At 74.8% G+C, this 15,433-nt stretch carries 14 protein-coding genes; 9 read left to right on the top strand and 5 right to left on the bottom strand.

The window, feature by feature from the left end:
* The first annotated feature begins 3 nt into the window (after positions 1-3).
* From KBY47_RS16665 to KBY47_RS16640, 6 genes are read left to right on the top strand one after another with little or no spacing between them, the layout of a single operon-like run.
* Positions 4-1,359, top strand: coding sequence for an O-antigen ligase (locus KBY47_RS16665; protein WP_210921910.1), 1,356 nt, complete (start codon positions 4-6; stop codon positions 1,357-1,359).
* Positions 1,356-3,029: a lipid II flippase MurJ gene (locus KBY47_RS16660; RefSeq protein WP_210921909.1), complete on the top strand. Its 1,674-nt coding sequence runs from the start codon at positions 1,356-1,358 to the stop codon at positions 3,027-3,029. Before KBY47_RS16665 ends, KBY47_RS16660 begins: the two co-directional genes overlap by 4 nt.
* The gene (locus KBY47_RS16655; RefSeq protein ID WP_210921908.1) at positions 3,013-3,789 is read left to right on the top strand and encodes a polysaccharide deacetylase family protein; all 777 of its coding nucleotides are present in this window, start codon (positions 3,013-3,015) and stop codon (positions 3,787-3,789) included. The genes KBY47_RS16660 and KBY47_RS16655 overlap by 17 nt, the downstream gene beginning before the upstream one ends.
* The gene (locus KBY47_RS16650; RefSeq protein ID WP_210921907.1) at positions 3,786-5,012 is read left to right on the top strand and encodes a glycosyltransferase; all 1,227 of its coding nucleotides are present in this window, start codon (positions 3,786-3,788) and stop codon (positions 5,010-5,012) included. The genes KBY47_RS16655 and KBY47_RS16650 overlap by 4 nt, the downstream gene beginning before the upstream one ends.
* Entirely contained in the window at positions 5,009-5,671 is a 663-nt protein-coding gene (locus tag KBY47_RS16645) for a lipopolysaccharide biosynthesis protein (RefSeq protein ID WP_210921906.1), read from the top strand. The genes KBY47_RS16650 and KBY47_RS16645 overlap by 4 nt, the downstream gene beginning before the upstream one ends.
* Positions 5,668-6,780 (top strand): GNAT family N-acetyltransferase, encoded by a 1,113-nt coding sequence (locus KBY47_RS16640; protein ID WP_210921905.1) that lies wholly within the window; start codon positions 5,668-5,670, stop codon positions 6,778-6,780. Before KBY47_RS16645 ends, KBY47_RS16640 begins: the two co-directional genes overlap by 4 nt.
* A gap of 34 nt (positions 6,781-6,814) precedes the next feature.
* Here the strand turns inward: KBY47_RS16640 and KBY47_RS16635 are convergent, their stop codons facing one another.
* Positions 6,815-8,083: a glycoside hydrolase family 26 protein gene (locus tag KBY47_RS16635; RefSeq protein ID WP_210921904.1), complete on the bottom strand. Its 1,269-nt coding sequence runs from the start codon at positions 8,081-8,083 to the stop codon at positions 6,815-6,817.
* A gap of 131 nt (positions 8,084-8,214) precedes the next feature.
* On the opposite strand from KBY47_RS16635, the gene KBY47_RS16630 reads away from it, so the two are divergent.
* Positions 8,215-9,510: an ATP-grasp domain-containing protein gene (locus KBY47_RS16630; protein WP_210921903.1), complete on the top strand. Its 1,296-nt coding sequence runs from the start codon at positions 8,215-8,217 to the stop codon at positions 9,508-9,510.
* Positions 9,510-10,823 (top strand): NAD(P)-binding domain-containing protein, encoded by a 1,314-nt coding sequence (locus tag KBY47_RS16625; protein ID WP_210921902.1) that lies wholly within the window; start codon positions 9,510-9,512, stop codon positions 10,821-10,823. The genes KBY47_RS16630 and KBY47_RS16625 overlap by 1 nt, the downstream gene beginning before the upstream one ends.
* A gap of 62 nt (positions 10,824-10,885) precedes the next feature.
* On the opposite strand, the gene KBY47_RS16620 is transcribed toward KBY47_RS16625, so the two are convergent.
* The 3 genes from KBY47_RS16620 to KBY47_RS16610 all read right to left on the bottom strand — a co-directional run bounded on the left by KBY47_RS16620 (position 10,886) and on the right by KBY47_RS16610 (position 12,813).
* Positions 10,886-11,809, bottom strand: coding sequence for a chaplin (locus tag KBY47_RS16620; protein WP_247694789.1), 924 nt, complete (start codon positions 11,807-11,809; stop codon positions 10,886-10,888).
* 109 nt (positions 11,810-11,918) lie between these two features.
* Positions 11,919-12,146 (bottom strand): chaplin, encoded by a 228-nt coding sequence (locus tag KBY47_RS16615; RefSeq protein ID WP_210921950.1) that lies wholly within the window; start codon positions 12,144-12,146, stop codon positions 11,919-11,921.
* A gap of 277 nt (positions 12,147-12,423) precedes the next feature.
* Complete coding sequence (locus KBY47_RS16610; RefSeq protein WP_210921901.1) at positions 12,424-12,813, bottom strand: rodlin; 390 nt, start codon at positions 12,811-12,813, stop codon at positions 12,424-12,426.
* Between the two features lie 189 nt (positions 12,814-13,002).
* Between KBY47_RS16610 and KBY47_RS16605 the strand changes: the two genes are divergently transcribed.
* Positions 13,003-13,395 carry a rodlin gene (locus KBY47_RS16605; RefSeq protein ID WP_210921900.1) on the top strand — a complete coding sequence of 131 codons (393 nt, stop codon included), beginning with the start codon at positions 13,003-13,005 and terminating at the stop codon, positions 13,393-13,395.
* Positions 13,396-13,481: 86 nt separating this feature from the next.
* On the opposite strand, the gene KBY47_RS16600 is transcribed toward KBY47_RS16605, so the two are convergent.
* Entirely contained in the window at positions 13,482-15,407 is a 1,926-nt protein-coding gene (locus tag KBY47_RS16600; RefSeq protein WP_210921899.1) for a long-chain fatty acid--CoA ligase, read from the bottom strand.
* Between the last annotated feature and the right edge of the window lie 26 nt (positions 15,408-15,433).

Raw genomic sequence — 15,433 nt, 5'->3', positions numbered from 1 at the left:
CGGATGAGCCTGCCCACCGCCCGCGGGGTGTCGCCGGTCCTCCCCGTGGTGGCCGTCGTCGCGCTGCTCGGGCTGCCGCTGCCGTCCGGTGGCGCCGACGGCGGCGCGACCCCGGCGGACCTGGCCTCCGCGCTGCTGGTGGGCTGGTGCGCGCTGCGGCTGCTGCGGCAGCGGCGGCGCCCGCTGTCCCGGACGGCGGCGGTGGTGCTGGGGCTGCCGCTGGTGGGGCTGGCGGTGGCCGCGGCGGGGGCGCTCTCGCCCACGGCCGGGTTCACCGGGCTGGCCCGCTACGCGCAGGTCTTCGTGCTGGTCCCGGCGGCCGTGCTGCTGCTGATCCGCGACCGGCGCGACGCACGGCTGCTGGCCTGGGCGTTCGTCGGGCTCGCGGTGTGGCAGGGCGCGGTCGGCGTCCACCAGTACGTGACCGGGACCGGCGCCTCGTACCAGGGGCAGCCGATCCGGGCCGTCGGCACCTTCGGGCCGCAGGACGTCATGGGGATGGCCGGTGCGGTGTCGGTGGGGCTGGTCTGTGCGCTCGGGCTGGCGCTGGGGCGCGGGCCGGTGCGGCAGCGGGCGGTGGCCGCCGGGTGCGCGGCGGTGCTGCTGCTGCCGCTGGCGCTGTCCTTCAGCCGGGGCGCGTGGATCGCGACGGCCGTGACCTGCGCGGTGCAGCTGGCGCTGGCCGGGGTGCGGCGGGCGCTGGCGGTGGGCGCCGTGGCCGCCGCGGTGGGTGTGCTGCTGGTCGGCGGCTTCGGGGTGGGTTCGGCGCTGCTCCAGGAGCGGGTCGCCAGCATCACCCGGGTGACCGGCGCGCCCGACCAGTCGGTGACCGACCGGTACGCGCTGTGGACCGCGGCGGCCGGTATGTGGCGCGAGCGGCCGCTGACCGGTGTCGGTCTGAAGGGCTTCCCCGAGCACCGGGACGCACACGCCTCCCTCGCCCTGTCCTCCGGCAGTGACACCGAGGGGGCGGGCGCGGCCTTCCGGCGGCAGCCGCTGCTGTCGCCGCACAACATGTACCTGCTGGTGCTGAGCGAGCAGGGGCTGATCGGTCTGGTCGCGCTCGCCGGGAGCTGGCTGGCGCTGCTGGTGTGCGCGGTGCGCGGGCTGGCCCGGTCCCGCCGGTCCGGCCCCGGCCGCACCGGCCTCGACTGCGCCCTGGTCGCCTGCGGTCTGCTGGTCTGGCAGCTCACCGACTTCGCCTACGCCGACATCGGCGGCCCCTCGACCGTGCTGACGGCGCTGGCCTTCGGGCTGGCGGCGTGGTGGGCGCTGGTGGGGGCGCGGGGGCCGGGCGACGCGGGGGACGTGGTGCCCCGGGACGCCGGACGCCGTGCGGAGAGGGTGGTCGCGGGATGACGGTGACACCGCCGGCGCCGGGAGCGGCACCGCCCGGACAGCGCGCGCCGCATGACACGGCCGCCCCGGAGGCGCCCCGGGAACCACGCGGTTTCCTCGCCAGGGCCGCGCTGCTCACCGCGGCCCTCTCCCTCGCCGGTGCCGTGCTCGGGCTGGTGCGCGACCAGGCGCTGGCCCAGCTGTTCGGGGCGGGGCGGGACACGGACGCGTTCCTGGTGGCGTGGACCGTGCCGGAGTTCGCGGCGACGCTGCTCATCGAGGACGGGCTGGCCTTCGCGCTGGTCCCGGCGTTCAGCCTGGCGCTGGCGCAACGCGCCCAGGGTGCCCCGAAGGACCCGGTGCGCGCCCTGGTCGCCAGCAGCCTGCCGCGGCTCACGCTCGCCCTGGTCGCGGGCGCCGCCCTGACCGTCGCCGCCGCCCCCTACCTGGTCGCCGCCCTCGCCCCCGGGCTGTCCGACCGGGGACTCGCCGTCGACTGCACCCGGCTGACGGCGACCTGTCTGCTGAGCTTCGGGCTCGCCGGCTACTCCAGCGCGGCGCTCCGGGCCCACCGCCGGTTCCTGGCCCCGGCGGCGATCTACGTCGCCTACAACACCGGCATCGTCACGACGATGCTGGTGCTCGGCGGGCGCTGGGGCGTGCGGTCGGCGGCGGCCGGGGTCGCGGTCGGCGGCTTCCTGATGGTGGCGGTGCAACTGCCGGTGCTGTGGCGGCGGCTGCGCACGCCCGAGTCACCGGAACAGCCCGAACCCCCGGACGGGTCCGACCGGAACGGCTCGCCCGCCACCGTGGGCCTCGCCCTCGTCGGCACCGTGCTGCTGTTCGCGCTGTGCCGTCAGTCCCAGGTGCTGATCGAGCGGTTCCTCGCCTCGCACCTGGCCGCCGGGTCGATCTCGCACCTGAACTACGCGCAGAAGGTCGCGCAGATCCCCATGACGCTGTCGCTGATGCTGTGCACGGTCACCTTCCCGGTGGTGGCGCGGGCGCTGGCCGACGGCGACACCGAACGCGCCCGGGAACGGGTGCAGCGGGACCTGGCGCTGGCCGCGTGCACGGTGCTGGCGGGCGCGGCAATCGTCGTCGCCTGCGCCCCGCAGATCATCGAAGTGCTCTTCCAGCGGGGCGCGTTCACCGCCCGGGACACCGCGGCGACGGCGTCCGTGATGCGGGTGTACGCGCTCGGCCTGCTCGGCCAGACCCTGGTCGGCGCGCTGATCCGCTGCTACTTCGGGGCGGGCCGCCCCACCTGGTACCCGCTCGCCACGATGGCCGTCGGCATCGTCGCCACGGCCTGGCTGGGCGTCTGGACGGTACGCCCCTGGGGCACCGCCGGGATCGCCGCCGCCAACGCGGCCGGGATCACCGTCACCGCCGCGCTGCTGCTGGCCGGCGCCCGGGAGAACGGTCCGGGCGGTGTCGTGCCGCTGCGCCGCCGGGCCGTGCTGGCCGAGCTGAGCAGGCCGCTGCGGGCGGCGGTGGTCGCGACGGCGGCGGGCGCCTGCGCGGCGGGCGCCGTGGGCTCGCCGGTGCCGGGCCTGGCCGTCGGTGCCCTCACCGTCGCCGTCGTGTTCGTGCTGGTCGGCCGGGCCCTGGGCGACCAGGGCTGTGTGCTGGCCGTGAGTTGTCTGCGTTCCGTGATCCGGAGGGTTGTGCATGTCCGTTCCCGTTGACGACCTCGGCCTCGACGGCCTTGGCAGCCGCCACGCGCCCGGCCCGCTCCCATGGGTGGCGATGTACCACTCGGTGGGCGACTGCTCCGACGACCCGTACCGCATCACCGTGACCCCGGCCCGGCTCGACGCCCAGCTCGGCTGGCTGCGGCGGCGCGGGCTGCGCGGGGTGTCCGTGGCCGACCTGCTGACCGCCCGGGCACTCGGGGCGGACGCCGGTCTGGTGGGGCTGACCTTCGACGACGGGTACGCCGACTTCGTCACCGACGCGCTGCCGGTGCTGCGCCGCCACGGCTTCGGCGCCACCCTGTTCGTGCTGCCGGGACGGCTCGGCGGCGACAACGCCTGGGACCCGCTCGGCCCGCGCAAGCCGCTGCTGACCGCCGACGGCATCCGGCACGCGGCCGGGCAGGGCGTCGAGATCGGCTCGCACGGCCTCACCCACGTCGACCTCACCAAAGTGGACGACACGCTGCTGCACGCCGAGGTCGCCGAGAGCCGGGCAGTGCTCACGGAACTGACGGGCGCTCCGGTCGCCGGGTTCTGCTACCCGTACGGGACGCTCGACCAGCGCGCCGTGGACGCCGTACGGGCGGCCGGGTACCGGTACGCCTGCGCCATCGACCCCGGCCCGCTGACCGGCCCGCACGCCCTGCCCCGGCTGCACATCGGGCAGCGGGACACCGCCGTACGCCTGCTGCTGAAGTACAGGCTGCACCGGCTGCGCAGACGGCCCGTCCCGGCGGGGGCCGCCCGGTGAAGGCGCTGCACGTCATCACCGGCCTCGGCGTCGGCGGCGCCGAGCAGCAACTGCGGCTGCTGCTGCGGCACCTGCCCGTCGACAGCGACGTCGTCACGCTCACCAACCCCGGACCGGTCGCGGACGGGCTGCGGGCCGACGGCGTACGGGTGATCCACCTCGGCATGGCGGGCAACCGCGACGTCGGCGCGCTGCCCCGGCTGGTGCGGATCGTCCGCGAGGGCGGGTACGACCTGGTGCACACCCACCTCTACCGCGCCTGCCTCTACGGCCGTCTCGCCGCCCGCCTCGCCGGGGTACGGGCGATCGTCGCCACCGAGCACTCCCTCGGCGACTCCCAGATGGAGGGCCGCCCGCTGACCGCCGGGGTGCGGGCGCTGTACCTCGCCGGGGAACGCCTCGGCCGGACCACGGTCGCCGTCTCCCCCACCGTCGCCGACCGGCTCAAGCGCTGGGGGGTGCCCGCGCCCCGTATCGAGGTGGTGCCCAACGGCATCGATCTGGAGCGGTTCCGCTTCGACCCGTGGGCCCGGCTGCGCACCCGGCAGCGGCTCGGGCTGCCCGACACGGCGTACGTCATCGGCGGCATCGGCAGGCTCACCGCCGCCAAACGCTTCGACGTCCTGGTGCGTGCCCTGGCCCGGCTGCCCGCCGACCACTGGCTGCTGCTGGTCGGCGGCGGACCCGAGGAGAACGTGCTGCGCCGCACCGCCCACGAGGCGGGCGTCGCCGACCGGGTGCTGTTCACCGGGGAACGCCCCAGCGTCCCCGACGGCTCACCCGGCCCCGACCTGCCGTCCCTGGTCTCCGCGATGGACATGCTGGCCTCGCCGTCCCCGGAGGAGTCGTTCGGCCTCGCGGTGGTGGAGGCATTGGCCTCCGGGCTGCCCGTGCGGTACGCCTCCTGCCCGGCCGTCGAGGACCTCCCCGCGCGGGACGCGCCCGACGCCCGCCGGGTCGCCCGGGACGCGGGCCCGGACGTGTTCGCGCACGCCGTCGCCGAGGTCCGGGCGGCGGGCCCCCGGCCACGCACCGCCCCCGCCGCCGCCCACCGCTACGACATCACCCGCAGCGCGGCCCGGCTGCTGGACGTGTACCGGGCCGCGCTCACCGCGGACCGAGGGCGTCCGGCGCCCGGCGCCCCGGCCCGGCCAGTGCGCATCCCGGCCGCCCCCCAAGCCCCGATTCCGTCACCATCGCCCCAGGGAGCCAGCCCGTCATGACCGAGAACCCCACCGGAGCGCGCCGCCCGGGCCGGGCCGTCCTGCACCGCGCGCGGACCCTGCCGCCCTGGTCGCTGCTGGTCGCCGGTGCCCTCACCGGCGGTCTCCTCGGCGGCGCGTACGGCGCGCTCAAGACCCCCGAGTACACGGCCACCAGCTATCTCGTCGCCGTGCCCGCCGAAGGCTCCGACCCGGCCGGCGCGCTCGGGTTCGCGCAGGCCTACGGCCGGGTCGCCACCCAGCTCGCGGTGCTCGGGGACGCCCAGGTGTGGGCGGGCGTGCCGGTCGCCACGCTGAAGGACAGCGTGCGCACGGCGACCTCGCCGGACGCGCCGATGGTCGCGGTCACCGCCACCTCCCAGCGCCCCGACCTCGCCGCCGACATGGCCAACGCCGTCGCCCGCGCCCTCACCCGGCACGCCGACGCCGGCGTGAAGACCACCGACGTGAAACTCCAGCGGTTCGCCCGCGCGGTGAAACCCACCGAACCGTCCTCCGCCTCCCCTGCGCTGACCGGCCTGGTCGGGGCGAGCGCGGGCGGGCTGCTCGGCGGGCTCGCCCTGCTGGTCCGGCCCCGCCGGGCCGCCACCGAGAGCGCCGGGCGCCCGGCCGCCGTACCGGGTCCGGCCGTCGCCGCCGACGCCCACGGGCAGCTGTGACGTACACGGCGGAACTCGTCACCGAGGAGCGCGTGTTCGCCGCGCTCGCCCCGCGCTGGGCGCGGCTGTACGGCGGCTGCCCGGCCGCGACCCCGTTCCAGCATCACGCCTGGCTGCACTCCTGGTGGCAGTCGTACGGCAGGCCCGGACGGCTGCGGCTGGTCCTCGTCAGCGACACCGGCGGGGAACTCGTCGCCGCCGCGCCCCTGATGCTCGTACGCCGTCCGCTGCCGTCGCTGGTGCCGATCGGCGGGCCGATCTCCGACTACGGGGACGTCCTGGTGGACGAGGCGCACGGCACCCGGGCGGTGGCCGCGCTCACCGAGGCTCTCCAGCGGGCCGCCCGCACCGCGCTGATCGACCTGCGCGAGGTACGGCCGGGCGGCGCCGCCGAACGGGTCTACGACCGCTGGCCCGGACCGCACCACCGGGTGCCCGACTCGCTGTGCCTGGAGCTGCCCGCCGTACCCATGGACCAGCTCGTCGCCCGGCTGCCGTCGGGCAAGTCCCAGCAGCGGGTCCGCGCCAAGCTGCGCAAACTGGCCGCGCTCGGTGTCGAACGGCACGTCGTGACGCCGGAAGAGGTCGACAAGGCGCTGCGGCGGCTGCTGGAGCTGCACGCCTTGCAGTGGCGGGGGCGGAAGGTGACGCCGGAGCACCTGCGGGAGCGGTTCCGTCAGCACCTGGTGCGCTCCGCCGAGCCGATGGTGCGCTCCGGGGACGCCGTCGTCACCGAGTTCCGGCTGGACGACGACGTCGTGGCCGTCGATCTGACGCTGCGCTCGCGCGGCCTGACCGGCGGCTATCTGTACGGCGCCCACCCGTGTCTGCGGGAGCGCCGGGCGGACGTCGCGGTGATGCTGCTGAGCGCGACCGGTGAGCAGGCCCGGGGCACGCTGAGCCTGCTGCGCGGCGACGAGCCCTACAAACGGCACTGGCGGCCCGAACCCGTCGTCAACCAGCGGCTGTTGCTGGCGCAGCGGCGCACCGCACCGCTGCTCGCGGCCACCGTGTGCGACGTGGCCGCCCGGCGGCGGGGCAAGGAACTGCTGCGCCGCCGCGCCGAGCGGCCCCGACGGAGAGGACACGACGGTGACGGCAGGTCCTGAGCGGGCCCGCCGCCACCGGGCGTCCGACGCCGCGTCAGCGGGCCCGCGACCACCAGTCGAGCCGCATGCACAGCTTCCCGCCGAGCCAGTGCTCCACCCAGTCGCCGAGGTCGAGCGGCTGGCACTCGGACGGCGGCTGCGCGGGTTCGGTGGGCTGGGTGGGCGTGGGGGTCGGGGTGGGCGTCGGGTCCGGCTGGGGCTGCTGGCCGAGACCGGACAGGGCCGCCCGGTACACCTCCGCCGACTTCGGGTTGTCGGCGCACTGCCACACGCCGTGCGGGCAGTAGTCGGTCAGCGTGTTGTACAGCGGCTTGTGCTCGGCCATCCAGGCGAGCATGCGCCGCATGTACTCCGGGTTGTCGCCGTTGCGGAACAGCCCCCACTCCGGGTACGAGATCGGCTTGCCGTGCGCCTTGGCGAACTCGACGTGCTCCTTCAGGCCGTAGGGCTCCTCGACCTGCTGGTCGAAGGTGAGCCCGGCGGGCTGGTCGTAGGAGTCCATGCCGACGATGTCGACGGTGTCGTCGCCCGGGTAGCACTGCGTCCACGGCACGGCGTCCCGGCCCCGGCTGGGGGTGAAGTCGAAGCGGAACCGCTGGCCGGGCACGGCGCGCATGGTGGTGACGATCCGCTTCCAGTACGTCTTCCAGGCCTCGGGGTCCGGGCCGCAGCGGTGGGTGTAGGTGACGCCGTTCATCTCCCAGCCGAGCACGATCACCGTGTCCGGCACCTTCAGCGCGACCAGGCGTTCGGCGAGGGTCCGGAAGTGCTGGTCGTAGCGTCCGGCCGCGCCGCGCCGCAGCTGGCGCCGCACCTCGGCGTCGGGAACGCCCTCCTCGTTGCGTTCCAGCATGGGCACGTTGAGGACGAACATCCGGTCGGCCTTCTCGTTGCGCCAGCGCGCCCAGTCCTCCAGGAAGCTGGGGGCGCCCGCGATGTTGCTCCAACGGTCGCCGGGCAGGTAGGTGTGCCCGACCCGCAGTTCGGTGCCGCCGAGCCAGCGGCTCAGCTCCGCGATCCGGGCCACCCCGCGCGGGCCGTAGTCGAGGTAGGCGCCGAAGGCGGGGACCTCCTCCGGTGGCTGCGGCGCCGGGCTGCTCGGGGCGGCCGGTGCCTGTGCGCTCGGCGGGTCGGCCGGGACCGTGGGCGCCACCGGTGCGGGCGGAGCGGAGGGGTCGGCTTCCACCGCCACCCCCAGTCCCGCGGCGAAACCGGGGACGGACGCCAGGGCGGCCGACGCGGCGACCGTCGCCGCGAGGAGCGCGATCCGCCGGGACCGCGCACGTCGTCGCTGTGGGGCCATGCCTGCTCCTTTCTCCACTCGTCTTCGTCACTCACTGACACCCAGTCACATCAATACGAGGTACGCCAGTGCGGCTGCGGCGTTGGAGCGTCCCACTCGCCCGCACGGGTGACCGACCGAGGAGAACGACCGTGACACTGTTCGACACCCGCGTCCCCGCCGTGCTGCTGCGGATCGACCGGAACCCCTTCCACCACGGCACCCTCGGCGCCGCCCGCTCGCTCGGCCGGGCCGGGCTCGATGTCCATGTGGTCGCCGACTGCGCGGACAGCCCCGTCCAGGCCTCCCGCTACGTACGGCAGGTGCACGCGCCACCGGGGCCGGGGGCGACGCCGCACGAGATCGCGGTGGCGCTGCGCCGGGTGGCCGCCCGGGTCGCCCGGCCCGCGGTGCTGGTCCCGATGGACGACGCGAGCGCCGTGGCCGTGGGGCGGCTGCACACCGAACTCGCCCCCGCCTATCTGCTGCCCACCGTCCCCGCCGCGCTGCCCGAACGCCTCGCCGACAAGGCGGAGCTGGCCGCCGTGTGCGCGGCGCTCGACCTGCCGCACCCGCACACCGTCGTCCCCGACAGCGCCCGGCACGCCGCCGACGCGGCCTGGCGGCTCGGCGTGCCGGTGGTGGCGAAGTGGAGCCGCCCCTGGCTGCTGCCCGCCGGGTCCGGGCTGCGCAGCACGACCCTCGTCCACTCCCCGCGGCAGGCCGGTGAGCTGTACGGGCGGGCCGCCGACGCCGGAAGCAGGCTGCTGATCCAGGAGTTCCTGCCGCCCGGCACCGACCACGACTGGTTCGTCCACGGCTACGCCGACCGCTCGGGGGCGGTGCGCGGCGGCGGACCGGGCCGCAAACTGCGCTCCTGGCCGCGCGCGGCCGGACTGACGGCGGTCGGCGAGTGGACGCCCAACCACGAGGTGCTCTCGCTCGCCGAACGGCTCACCACCGAACTGGGCTTCCGGGGCGTCTTCGACCTGGACTTCCGGCGCTGCGACCGCACCGGCCGCTACCACCTGCTCGACTTCAACCCGCGTCCCGGCGCCCAGTTCCGGCTGTTCAGCGACACCGCGGACCTGGACGTCGTACGCGCCCTGCACCTGGACCTGACCCACCGTCCGCTGCCGGCCGGGGCGCCGCGGCACGGCCGGACCTTCGTGGTGGAGAACTACGCGCCCCTGACCGCGCTCCGCCCGGCGCCCGCCGGACGCGAACTGGCGTGGCACGCCGACGACGACCGGGGCCCCGGCCGTGCGCTGTGGGGCCTGTGGTCCCGGCACGTCTCCCGCCGTCTGCGCACCCGGCTGCACCGCCGGGCCCCGGCGGGCGCCACCCGCGCCCAGCCCCGCGTGGTCCGGCAGGCCACCGCACCGGCCGAGGACACGGGGGACACCCCCGCGGCCCGGCCCACCGACGAGAAAGCGAGCAGCCACTGATGTACGACCTGCTGGTGGTCGGCGCGGGCCCCTACGGGCTGTCCGTCGCCGCCCACGCCGCGGCCGCCGGGCTCTCCCTGCGCGTGCTGGGCCGCCCGATGGCGTCCTGGCGCGACCACATGCCCCGCGGCATGTTCCTGAAGTCGGAACCCTGGGCGTCCAGCCTCTCCGACCCCGAGGGCCGCTGGCGCCTCGACGCCTACTGCGCGGGCCGGGGCACCACCGCCCGGCACGCCGAGCCGATCCCGGTGGAGACGTTCGCCGAGTACGGCCTGTGGTTCGCCCGCAACGCCGTGCCCGAGGTCGACGAGCACCAGGTGACCCGGCTCGCGCCCTGCCCCGGCGGCTTCGAGGCGGTCCTCGACGACGGGCGGACCCTCACCGCCCGCACCGTCGCCCTCGCGGTCGGCGTCATGCCGTTCACCGAGATCCCCGCCGCGCTGCGCGGACTGCCGCCCGCCCTCGTCTCGCACAGCAGCCACCACGCCGACCTGGACCACCTGCGCGGCAAGGACGTCACCGTCGTCGGCGCCGGGCAGGCCGCCCTGGAGACCGCCGCGCTCCTCGCCGAACAGGGCACCCGGGTCCGCGTCCTGGCCCGCACCGCCCGGCTCAGCTGGAACGAGGTCCCGCCGCCCCGGCGCCGCCCCTGGTGGCGCTCGCTGCGCGCCCCGCACTCCGCCCTCGGCTGCGGCTGGCGCAACTGGTGCTACGCCGAGCACCCCGGCCTCTTCCACCACCTCCCCGAACCCACCCGCGCCCGCGTCGCCGCGACCGCGCTGGGCCCCGCGGGCGCCTGGTGGGTACGGGACCGGGTGGAGCCGTCCGTCGAGATCCACCTCGGCCACCGCGTCGCCGCGGCCCGTCCGGTGCCCGGCGGACTCCGCCTGGAAGTGGTCCGCCACACCCCGGGCGCCGGGCCGGCCGGTGAGCCGGAGGCCCTTCAGGCGTGGTCCGCGCGGACCCGGTGCCTGGACACCGAGCACGTCATCGCCGCCACCGGCTTCCGCGCCACCGCCGACCGGCTCGCCCCGCTCTCCCCCGACCTGCGCGGCACCCTGCTCACGCTGTCCGACGGCTCCCCCGCCGTCGGCAGCGACTTCGAGTCGTCGTACCCCGGGCTCTTCCTGGCCGGTCTGGTGACGGCGACCGGGTTCGGCCCGGCGATGCGCTTCGTGCACGGCGCCACCTTCACCGCGCCCACGCTGCTACGAGGCGTGCGGCGCCGACTGGCCGCGGGGGCGGGCGTCGGCACGGTCCCCGCGCCGGGGCGCCGGGGGTCGCGGGAGACCCGGGCCGCCGCGCACGGCTGACCGCAACGCACGGCGCCCCGGGTGACGGACCGTCGGTCGTCACCCGGGGCGCGGTGTGCTCTCTAGCGACGGGACGCGGCCCGTCCCCGGCGGTACAGCACGATGCCGCCGCCGATCAGCATGGCGCTCGCGGCGGAGGCACCGAGCACGGTGCCGCTGCCGGTCTCGGCCAGCGCGGGCGGCTCGTGGTGCCCGCCGCCCGGCGGGGGGCCGGGCTGTTCGCCACCGGTGGGCGGCAGTTCCTCCTCGGCGGGGGGCCGCTCGCTCGTCGGGGGCGGTGTCTTCTCCTCCTCGGCGGGCGGCTTGTTCTCGGGGGGCGAGGCCGGAGGCGTCGTCGGCGGCGTCGTCGGCGGGTGGGCCGGGGGCGTCGTCGGGGGCGTCTCGCCGTATCCCGGTGGCTCCTCGGGGCCGCAGTCGTTGCCGAAGGCCGGGTTCAGCAGGCCGATGACGTCGATGGTGTTCCCGCAGGCGTTGACCGGCAGGTCGATGGGGGCCTGGGCGTTGTTGCCGGAACCGACACCCGGTGAGCCGACGGCACCGCCGTGCGCGGAGGAGCCGTCCGAACCGTGCCCGTGACCGCCGTGGCCGCCACCGCTGTGACCGCCGCCACCGCTGTGACCGCCGTTGCCGCCGTGGCCGCTGCTGGGGCCGCCGTTGCCGCTGTCCTGGCCGCCGTGGCCGCCGTGGGCGCCGCCGTGGTCGGCATCATGGCCACCGCCGTGGTGGCCGCCTTGGTGGCCGCCGCCGTCGGTCTTGCAGCGGTTGCCGAAGGCCGGGTTCAGCGCGGCGACGATGTCGACGGTGTTGCCGCAGGCGTTCACCGGTACGTTCAGCGGCGCCTGGACGTCGTTGCCGGACGCGACCCCGGGCGAGTGCCCGGTGCCTCCTTCGGCCGTCGAGTCGGCGAGGGCGGTGCTGCCGCACAGGGACAGAATGCCGGTCGCGGCGGCCGCCGCGACCATTCCCCTGCTCAGGGTCTGTCGCAATCTCGTGGTCTTCCTGGTGTGAAGAAACGGTTGGGCCGGCCTCGGACGTGAGCGAACCCTCGTCCGAGACCGGCCAGGACGCAGCCGGACGAGCCGGTGCGCTATGACGTCACTTGTTGACGCACACGTTGCCGAACGCCGGGTTCAGCGCGGCGACGAGGTTCAGGGAGTTGCCGCACACATTGACGGGGATGTGAACGGGAACCTGTACGACGTTGCCGGAGAGGAAACCCGGGGACCCGACGGCGGCGCCCTGGGCGCCCGCGTCCGCGAACGCCGGGGCGGCCGCGCCCAGAGCCATGATCGCGCCAGCGACAACAGCAGCGCATTTCTTCATGAACTTTCCCTTCTCTGCGGTCATGCCCCTATGACGGCCGAAGCCGAGCGAGCGCAGCTTCAATGGCTCGCACCATGACCGGCAGGCTGTAGAACGAGGGATAGACGGATTGGGAAACCGAGGAACGCGGGTCGCCCGGGAATTCACCCGATCGCACCGCGCCACCACACTTTTCCCCCCGGCGATTCGGACGGAGACCGGTTTTCCGGAAAAGCCCGGGCGCCCGCGCGATACCGCTGCGGACCACCCGGACTCCACCGGGATTTCCGAATTCGGGTCAGTCGCCGTTGGCCGACAGAACCGACAGGTCCTCCAGGATGTGCGACAGAGCGGCGTCGCGCTTGGCCTGGGTGGAGTTGTCGGAGCACTGCTGAGCCAGGTCGTCCGACAGGATCGGGACATCCTGGATCGGCACGATGTTGAGCACCGCGACGTTGATGTCCTCAAGGCCGACGCACGGCTTGTTGAGCGACCCGTCGACCAGCGAGAGCTGCGGGCTCATGTCGCCCTTGGTCGCCGAGTTGCCGAACGCCGACTCGGCGCCGTTGCCGTTGGCCACGGCCGGGCCGGAGTCGTCGCCCACGGCAAGCGCGTGGGGAGCGGCCGCCACCGACATACCGATGACGGAAGCGGCGGCCGCCGCGGCGACCATTGCCTTCTTGAGCACTTCGCATTCCTTTCCTCGTAGCGACGCATGTCCTACGGCCTCATCAACACGGTGAATCAGGATTAGTTGCGGCGGTTCACCCGGTTGGCCCGCATGTGGGCCGACCGGGTGAACGGGAGAAACCACACTGCATAGGCGCAGTTGACCAGAGAGCTCCGGTGGACGGGGTTTCCTCAGAAAGGACTGCCAGTGATCAAGAAGGTTGTTGCCACCGCGGCGCTCGCCGCGTCCGCCATGGGCGTTTCCGCTGTCACCGCTCCGCAGGCGATGGCGATCGGCGATGACAGCGGCCCGGCCCTCGCGAACGGCAACGGTGCCGCCCAGTTCTACGGCAACTCGGCCACCCACGGGAACATGAGCCCGCAGATGGCGCTCATCCAGGGTTCCTTCAACAAGCCGTGCATCGCCGTCAGCGACGTCCCCGTCAGCGTCGTCAACCTCATCCCGATCCAGAACGTGCCGATCCTGTCGGACGAGTTGACGCAGCAGTGCACCGAGAACTCCACGCAGTCCAAGCGTGACGGCGCGCTGGCGCACCTGCTGGAGGACGTGTCGATCCTGTCGTACAACAGCGAGGACTGAGGCAGCGAAGGACTGAGCTGCGCCCAGCAGCCGTGGGGCGGGGCCGCCGGAGGAAACCGGTGGCCCCGCCCCCGTTCGTGCCGCGTTCAGCGCCCGCCGTCGTAGAGGGCGTCGATCTCCTTGGCGTAGACCTCCGTCACCGCATGGCGTTTGACCTTCAGGGACGGGGTGAGCAGGCCGTTGTCCTCGGTGAACTCGCCGGTGAGGAGGGTGAAGGCGCGGATGGACTCGGCGCGTGAGACGGCCTCGTTGGCGTAGTCGACGGCCCGCTGGACGTCGGCGCGGACGCGTTCGTCGCGGACGACCTCCGAGAGCGGGGTGTCGGCGGGCAGCTTGCGTACGGCCAGCCAGTGGGCGACGGCCTCGGGGTCGAGGGTGATGAGGGCGGCGACGAAGGGGCGGTTGTCGCCGACGACGATGCACTGGCCGATGGGTGAGCGGCTGCGCAGCCGGTCCTCCAGGACGGCCGGGGAGACGTTCTTGCCGCCGGAGGTGACGAGGATGTCCTTCTTGCGGCCGGTGATGGTGAGGTAGCCGTCCTGGTCGAGGGAGCCGAGGTCGCCGGTGTGGAACCAGTCGTCGGTGAGGACGGCGTCGGCGGCCTCGGGGTCGTTCCAGTAGGTGCCGAAGACGATGCCGCCCTTGAGCAGCACCTCGCCGTCGTCGGCGATCCGGACCGAGGTGCCCGGCACCGGGAGGCCGACCGTGCCGGGGCGGGGTCGCAGGGGCGGGACGAGGGTGGCGGCGGCGGTGGTCTCGGTGAGGCCGTAGCCCTCGTAGACGAGGATGCCGGCGGCGTAGAAGAACAGGTTGAGGTTGCGGTCCAGGGGGGAGCCGCCGCTGATGGCGTAGCGCACGCGGCCGCCGAGTTCCTTGCGGACCCTGCGGTAGACCAGCAGGTCGTACAGGGCCCAGGCGGCGTACAGGGCGGGGCCCGGGCCCTTGCCGGTGCCGAGGAACCTGTTGAGGTGGGCCTCGCCGAAGCGGACGGCGATGCGGTCGGCGCGGTCGAAGGAGGCGCCGCGGCCCAGCTTCTCGGCGGTGGCGCGGCCGGTGTCGTGGATCTTCTCGAAGAGGTAGGGGACGCCGACGAGGAAGGTGGGCCGGAACTCCTTGAGGGCCGGGCGGAGTTCGTCGGGCTTGACGCTCGGGAAGTGGCCGGTCTCGATCCGCGCCAGCAGGCAGCCGATCTGGAGGGTGCGGCCGAGGATGTGGGCGAGCGGCAGGAAGAGGAGGGTGGAGGCGGCCTGGCGGGTGACGGCCTTGAAGACGGGGTGCAGCAGTTCGACCGTGTTCGCCGACTCCGCGTGCAGGTTGGCGTGGGTGAGGACGCAGCCCTTGGGGCGGCCGGTGGTGCCGGAGGTGTAGCAGACGGTGGCGACGGTGTCGGGGGTGAGCGCCGTACGGCGCTTGGTGACCTCCTCGTCGGTGATGTGCCGTCCCAGTTGGGTGAGTTCGTCGAGCGCGCCCGCGTCCAGTTCCCAGACGCGGGGGCGTTCGGGGTGGCCGGAGGTGGCGGTGGTGACCGTGGCGGAGTGTTCGGCGGTCTCGGTGACGACGAATCGGGCGCCACAGTCGCGGACGATCCACTCCACCTGGTCGGCCGAGGAGGTGGCGTAGATCGGGACGCCGCAGCCGCCCGCCGCCCAGATCGCGAAGTCGAGGACCGTCCACTCGTAGCGGGTGCGGGACATCAGCGCGACCCGGCCGCCCGGTTCGAGCCCGGCCGCGATCAGGCCCTTGGCCACCGCGGTGACCTCCCGGGCGAAGTCCTGCGCGGTCACCGGCTGCCAGCCCCGGTCGGTACGGCGGCGCAGGACGACCGCGTCGGGGGCCTCGGCCGCGTTGGTGTACGGGATGTCGGCGATGCTGCCCGCCGCCGGGCGGGGTGCGAGCGGTGCCGCCCGCACCTCGCGCACGGTGCCGTCCGCGTCCCTGGTCAGCTCGATGCCGGTGCGGTCGGTGAGGGCGGCATGCTTCCTGGCCCGCTTCAGATCCCTGCGTACGCCCATGGCGGCTCCCGGTACGGCGAACGGCG

Source organism: Streptomyces sp. B93, from assembly GCF_018070565.1.
Classification (GTDB): domain Bacteria; phylum Actinomycetota; class Actinomycetes; order Streptomycetales; family Streptomycetaceae; genus Streptomyces.
The sequence above is the reverse complement of the archived record's forward strand: the minus strand, read 5'-3'. Positions and strand labels throughout refer to the sequence as shown.

What these genes read in the sequence shown, in the direction of transcription:
- KBY47_RS16645 (WP_210921906.1), top strand. Translation starts at nt 5,009, where the DNA reads ATGACCGAGAACCCCACCGGAGCGCGCCGCCCGGGCCGGGCCGTCCTG.
- KBY47_RS16600 (WP_210921899.1), bottom strand. Translation starts at nt 15,407, where the DNA reads ATGGGCGTACGCAGGGATCTGAAGCGGGCCAGGAAGCATGCCGCCCTC.
- KBY47_RS16635 (WP_210921904.1), bottom strand. Translation starts at nt 8,083, where the DNA reads ATGGCCCCACAGCGACGACGTGCGCGGTCCCGGCGGATCGCGCTCCTC.
- KBY47_RS16655 (WP_210921908.1), top strand. Translation starts at nt 3,013, where the DNA reads ATGTCCGTTCCCGTTGACGACCTCGGCCTCGACGGCCTTGGCAGCCGC.
- KBY47_RS16660 (WP_210921909.1), top strand. Translation starts at nt 1,356, where the DNA reads ATGACGGTGACACCGCCGGCGCCGGGAGCGGCACCGCCCGGACAGCGC.
- KBY47_RS16615 (WP_210921950.1), bottom strand. Translation starts at nt 12,146, where the DNA reads ATGAAGAAATGCGCTGCTGTTGTCGCTGGCGCGATCATGGCTCTGGGC.
- KBY47_RS16625 (WP_210921902.1), top strand. Translation starts at nt 9,510, where the DNA reads ATGTACGACCTGCTGGTGGTCGGCGCGGGCCCCTACGGGCTGTCCGTC.
- KBY47_RS16665 (WP_210921910.1), top strand. Translation starts at nt 4, where the DNA reads ATGAGCCTGCCCACCGCCCGCGGGGTGTCGCCGGTCCTCCCCGTGGTG.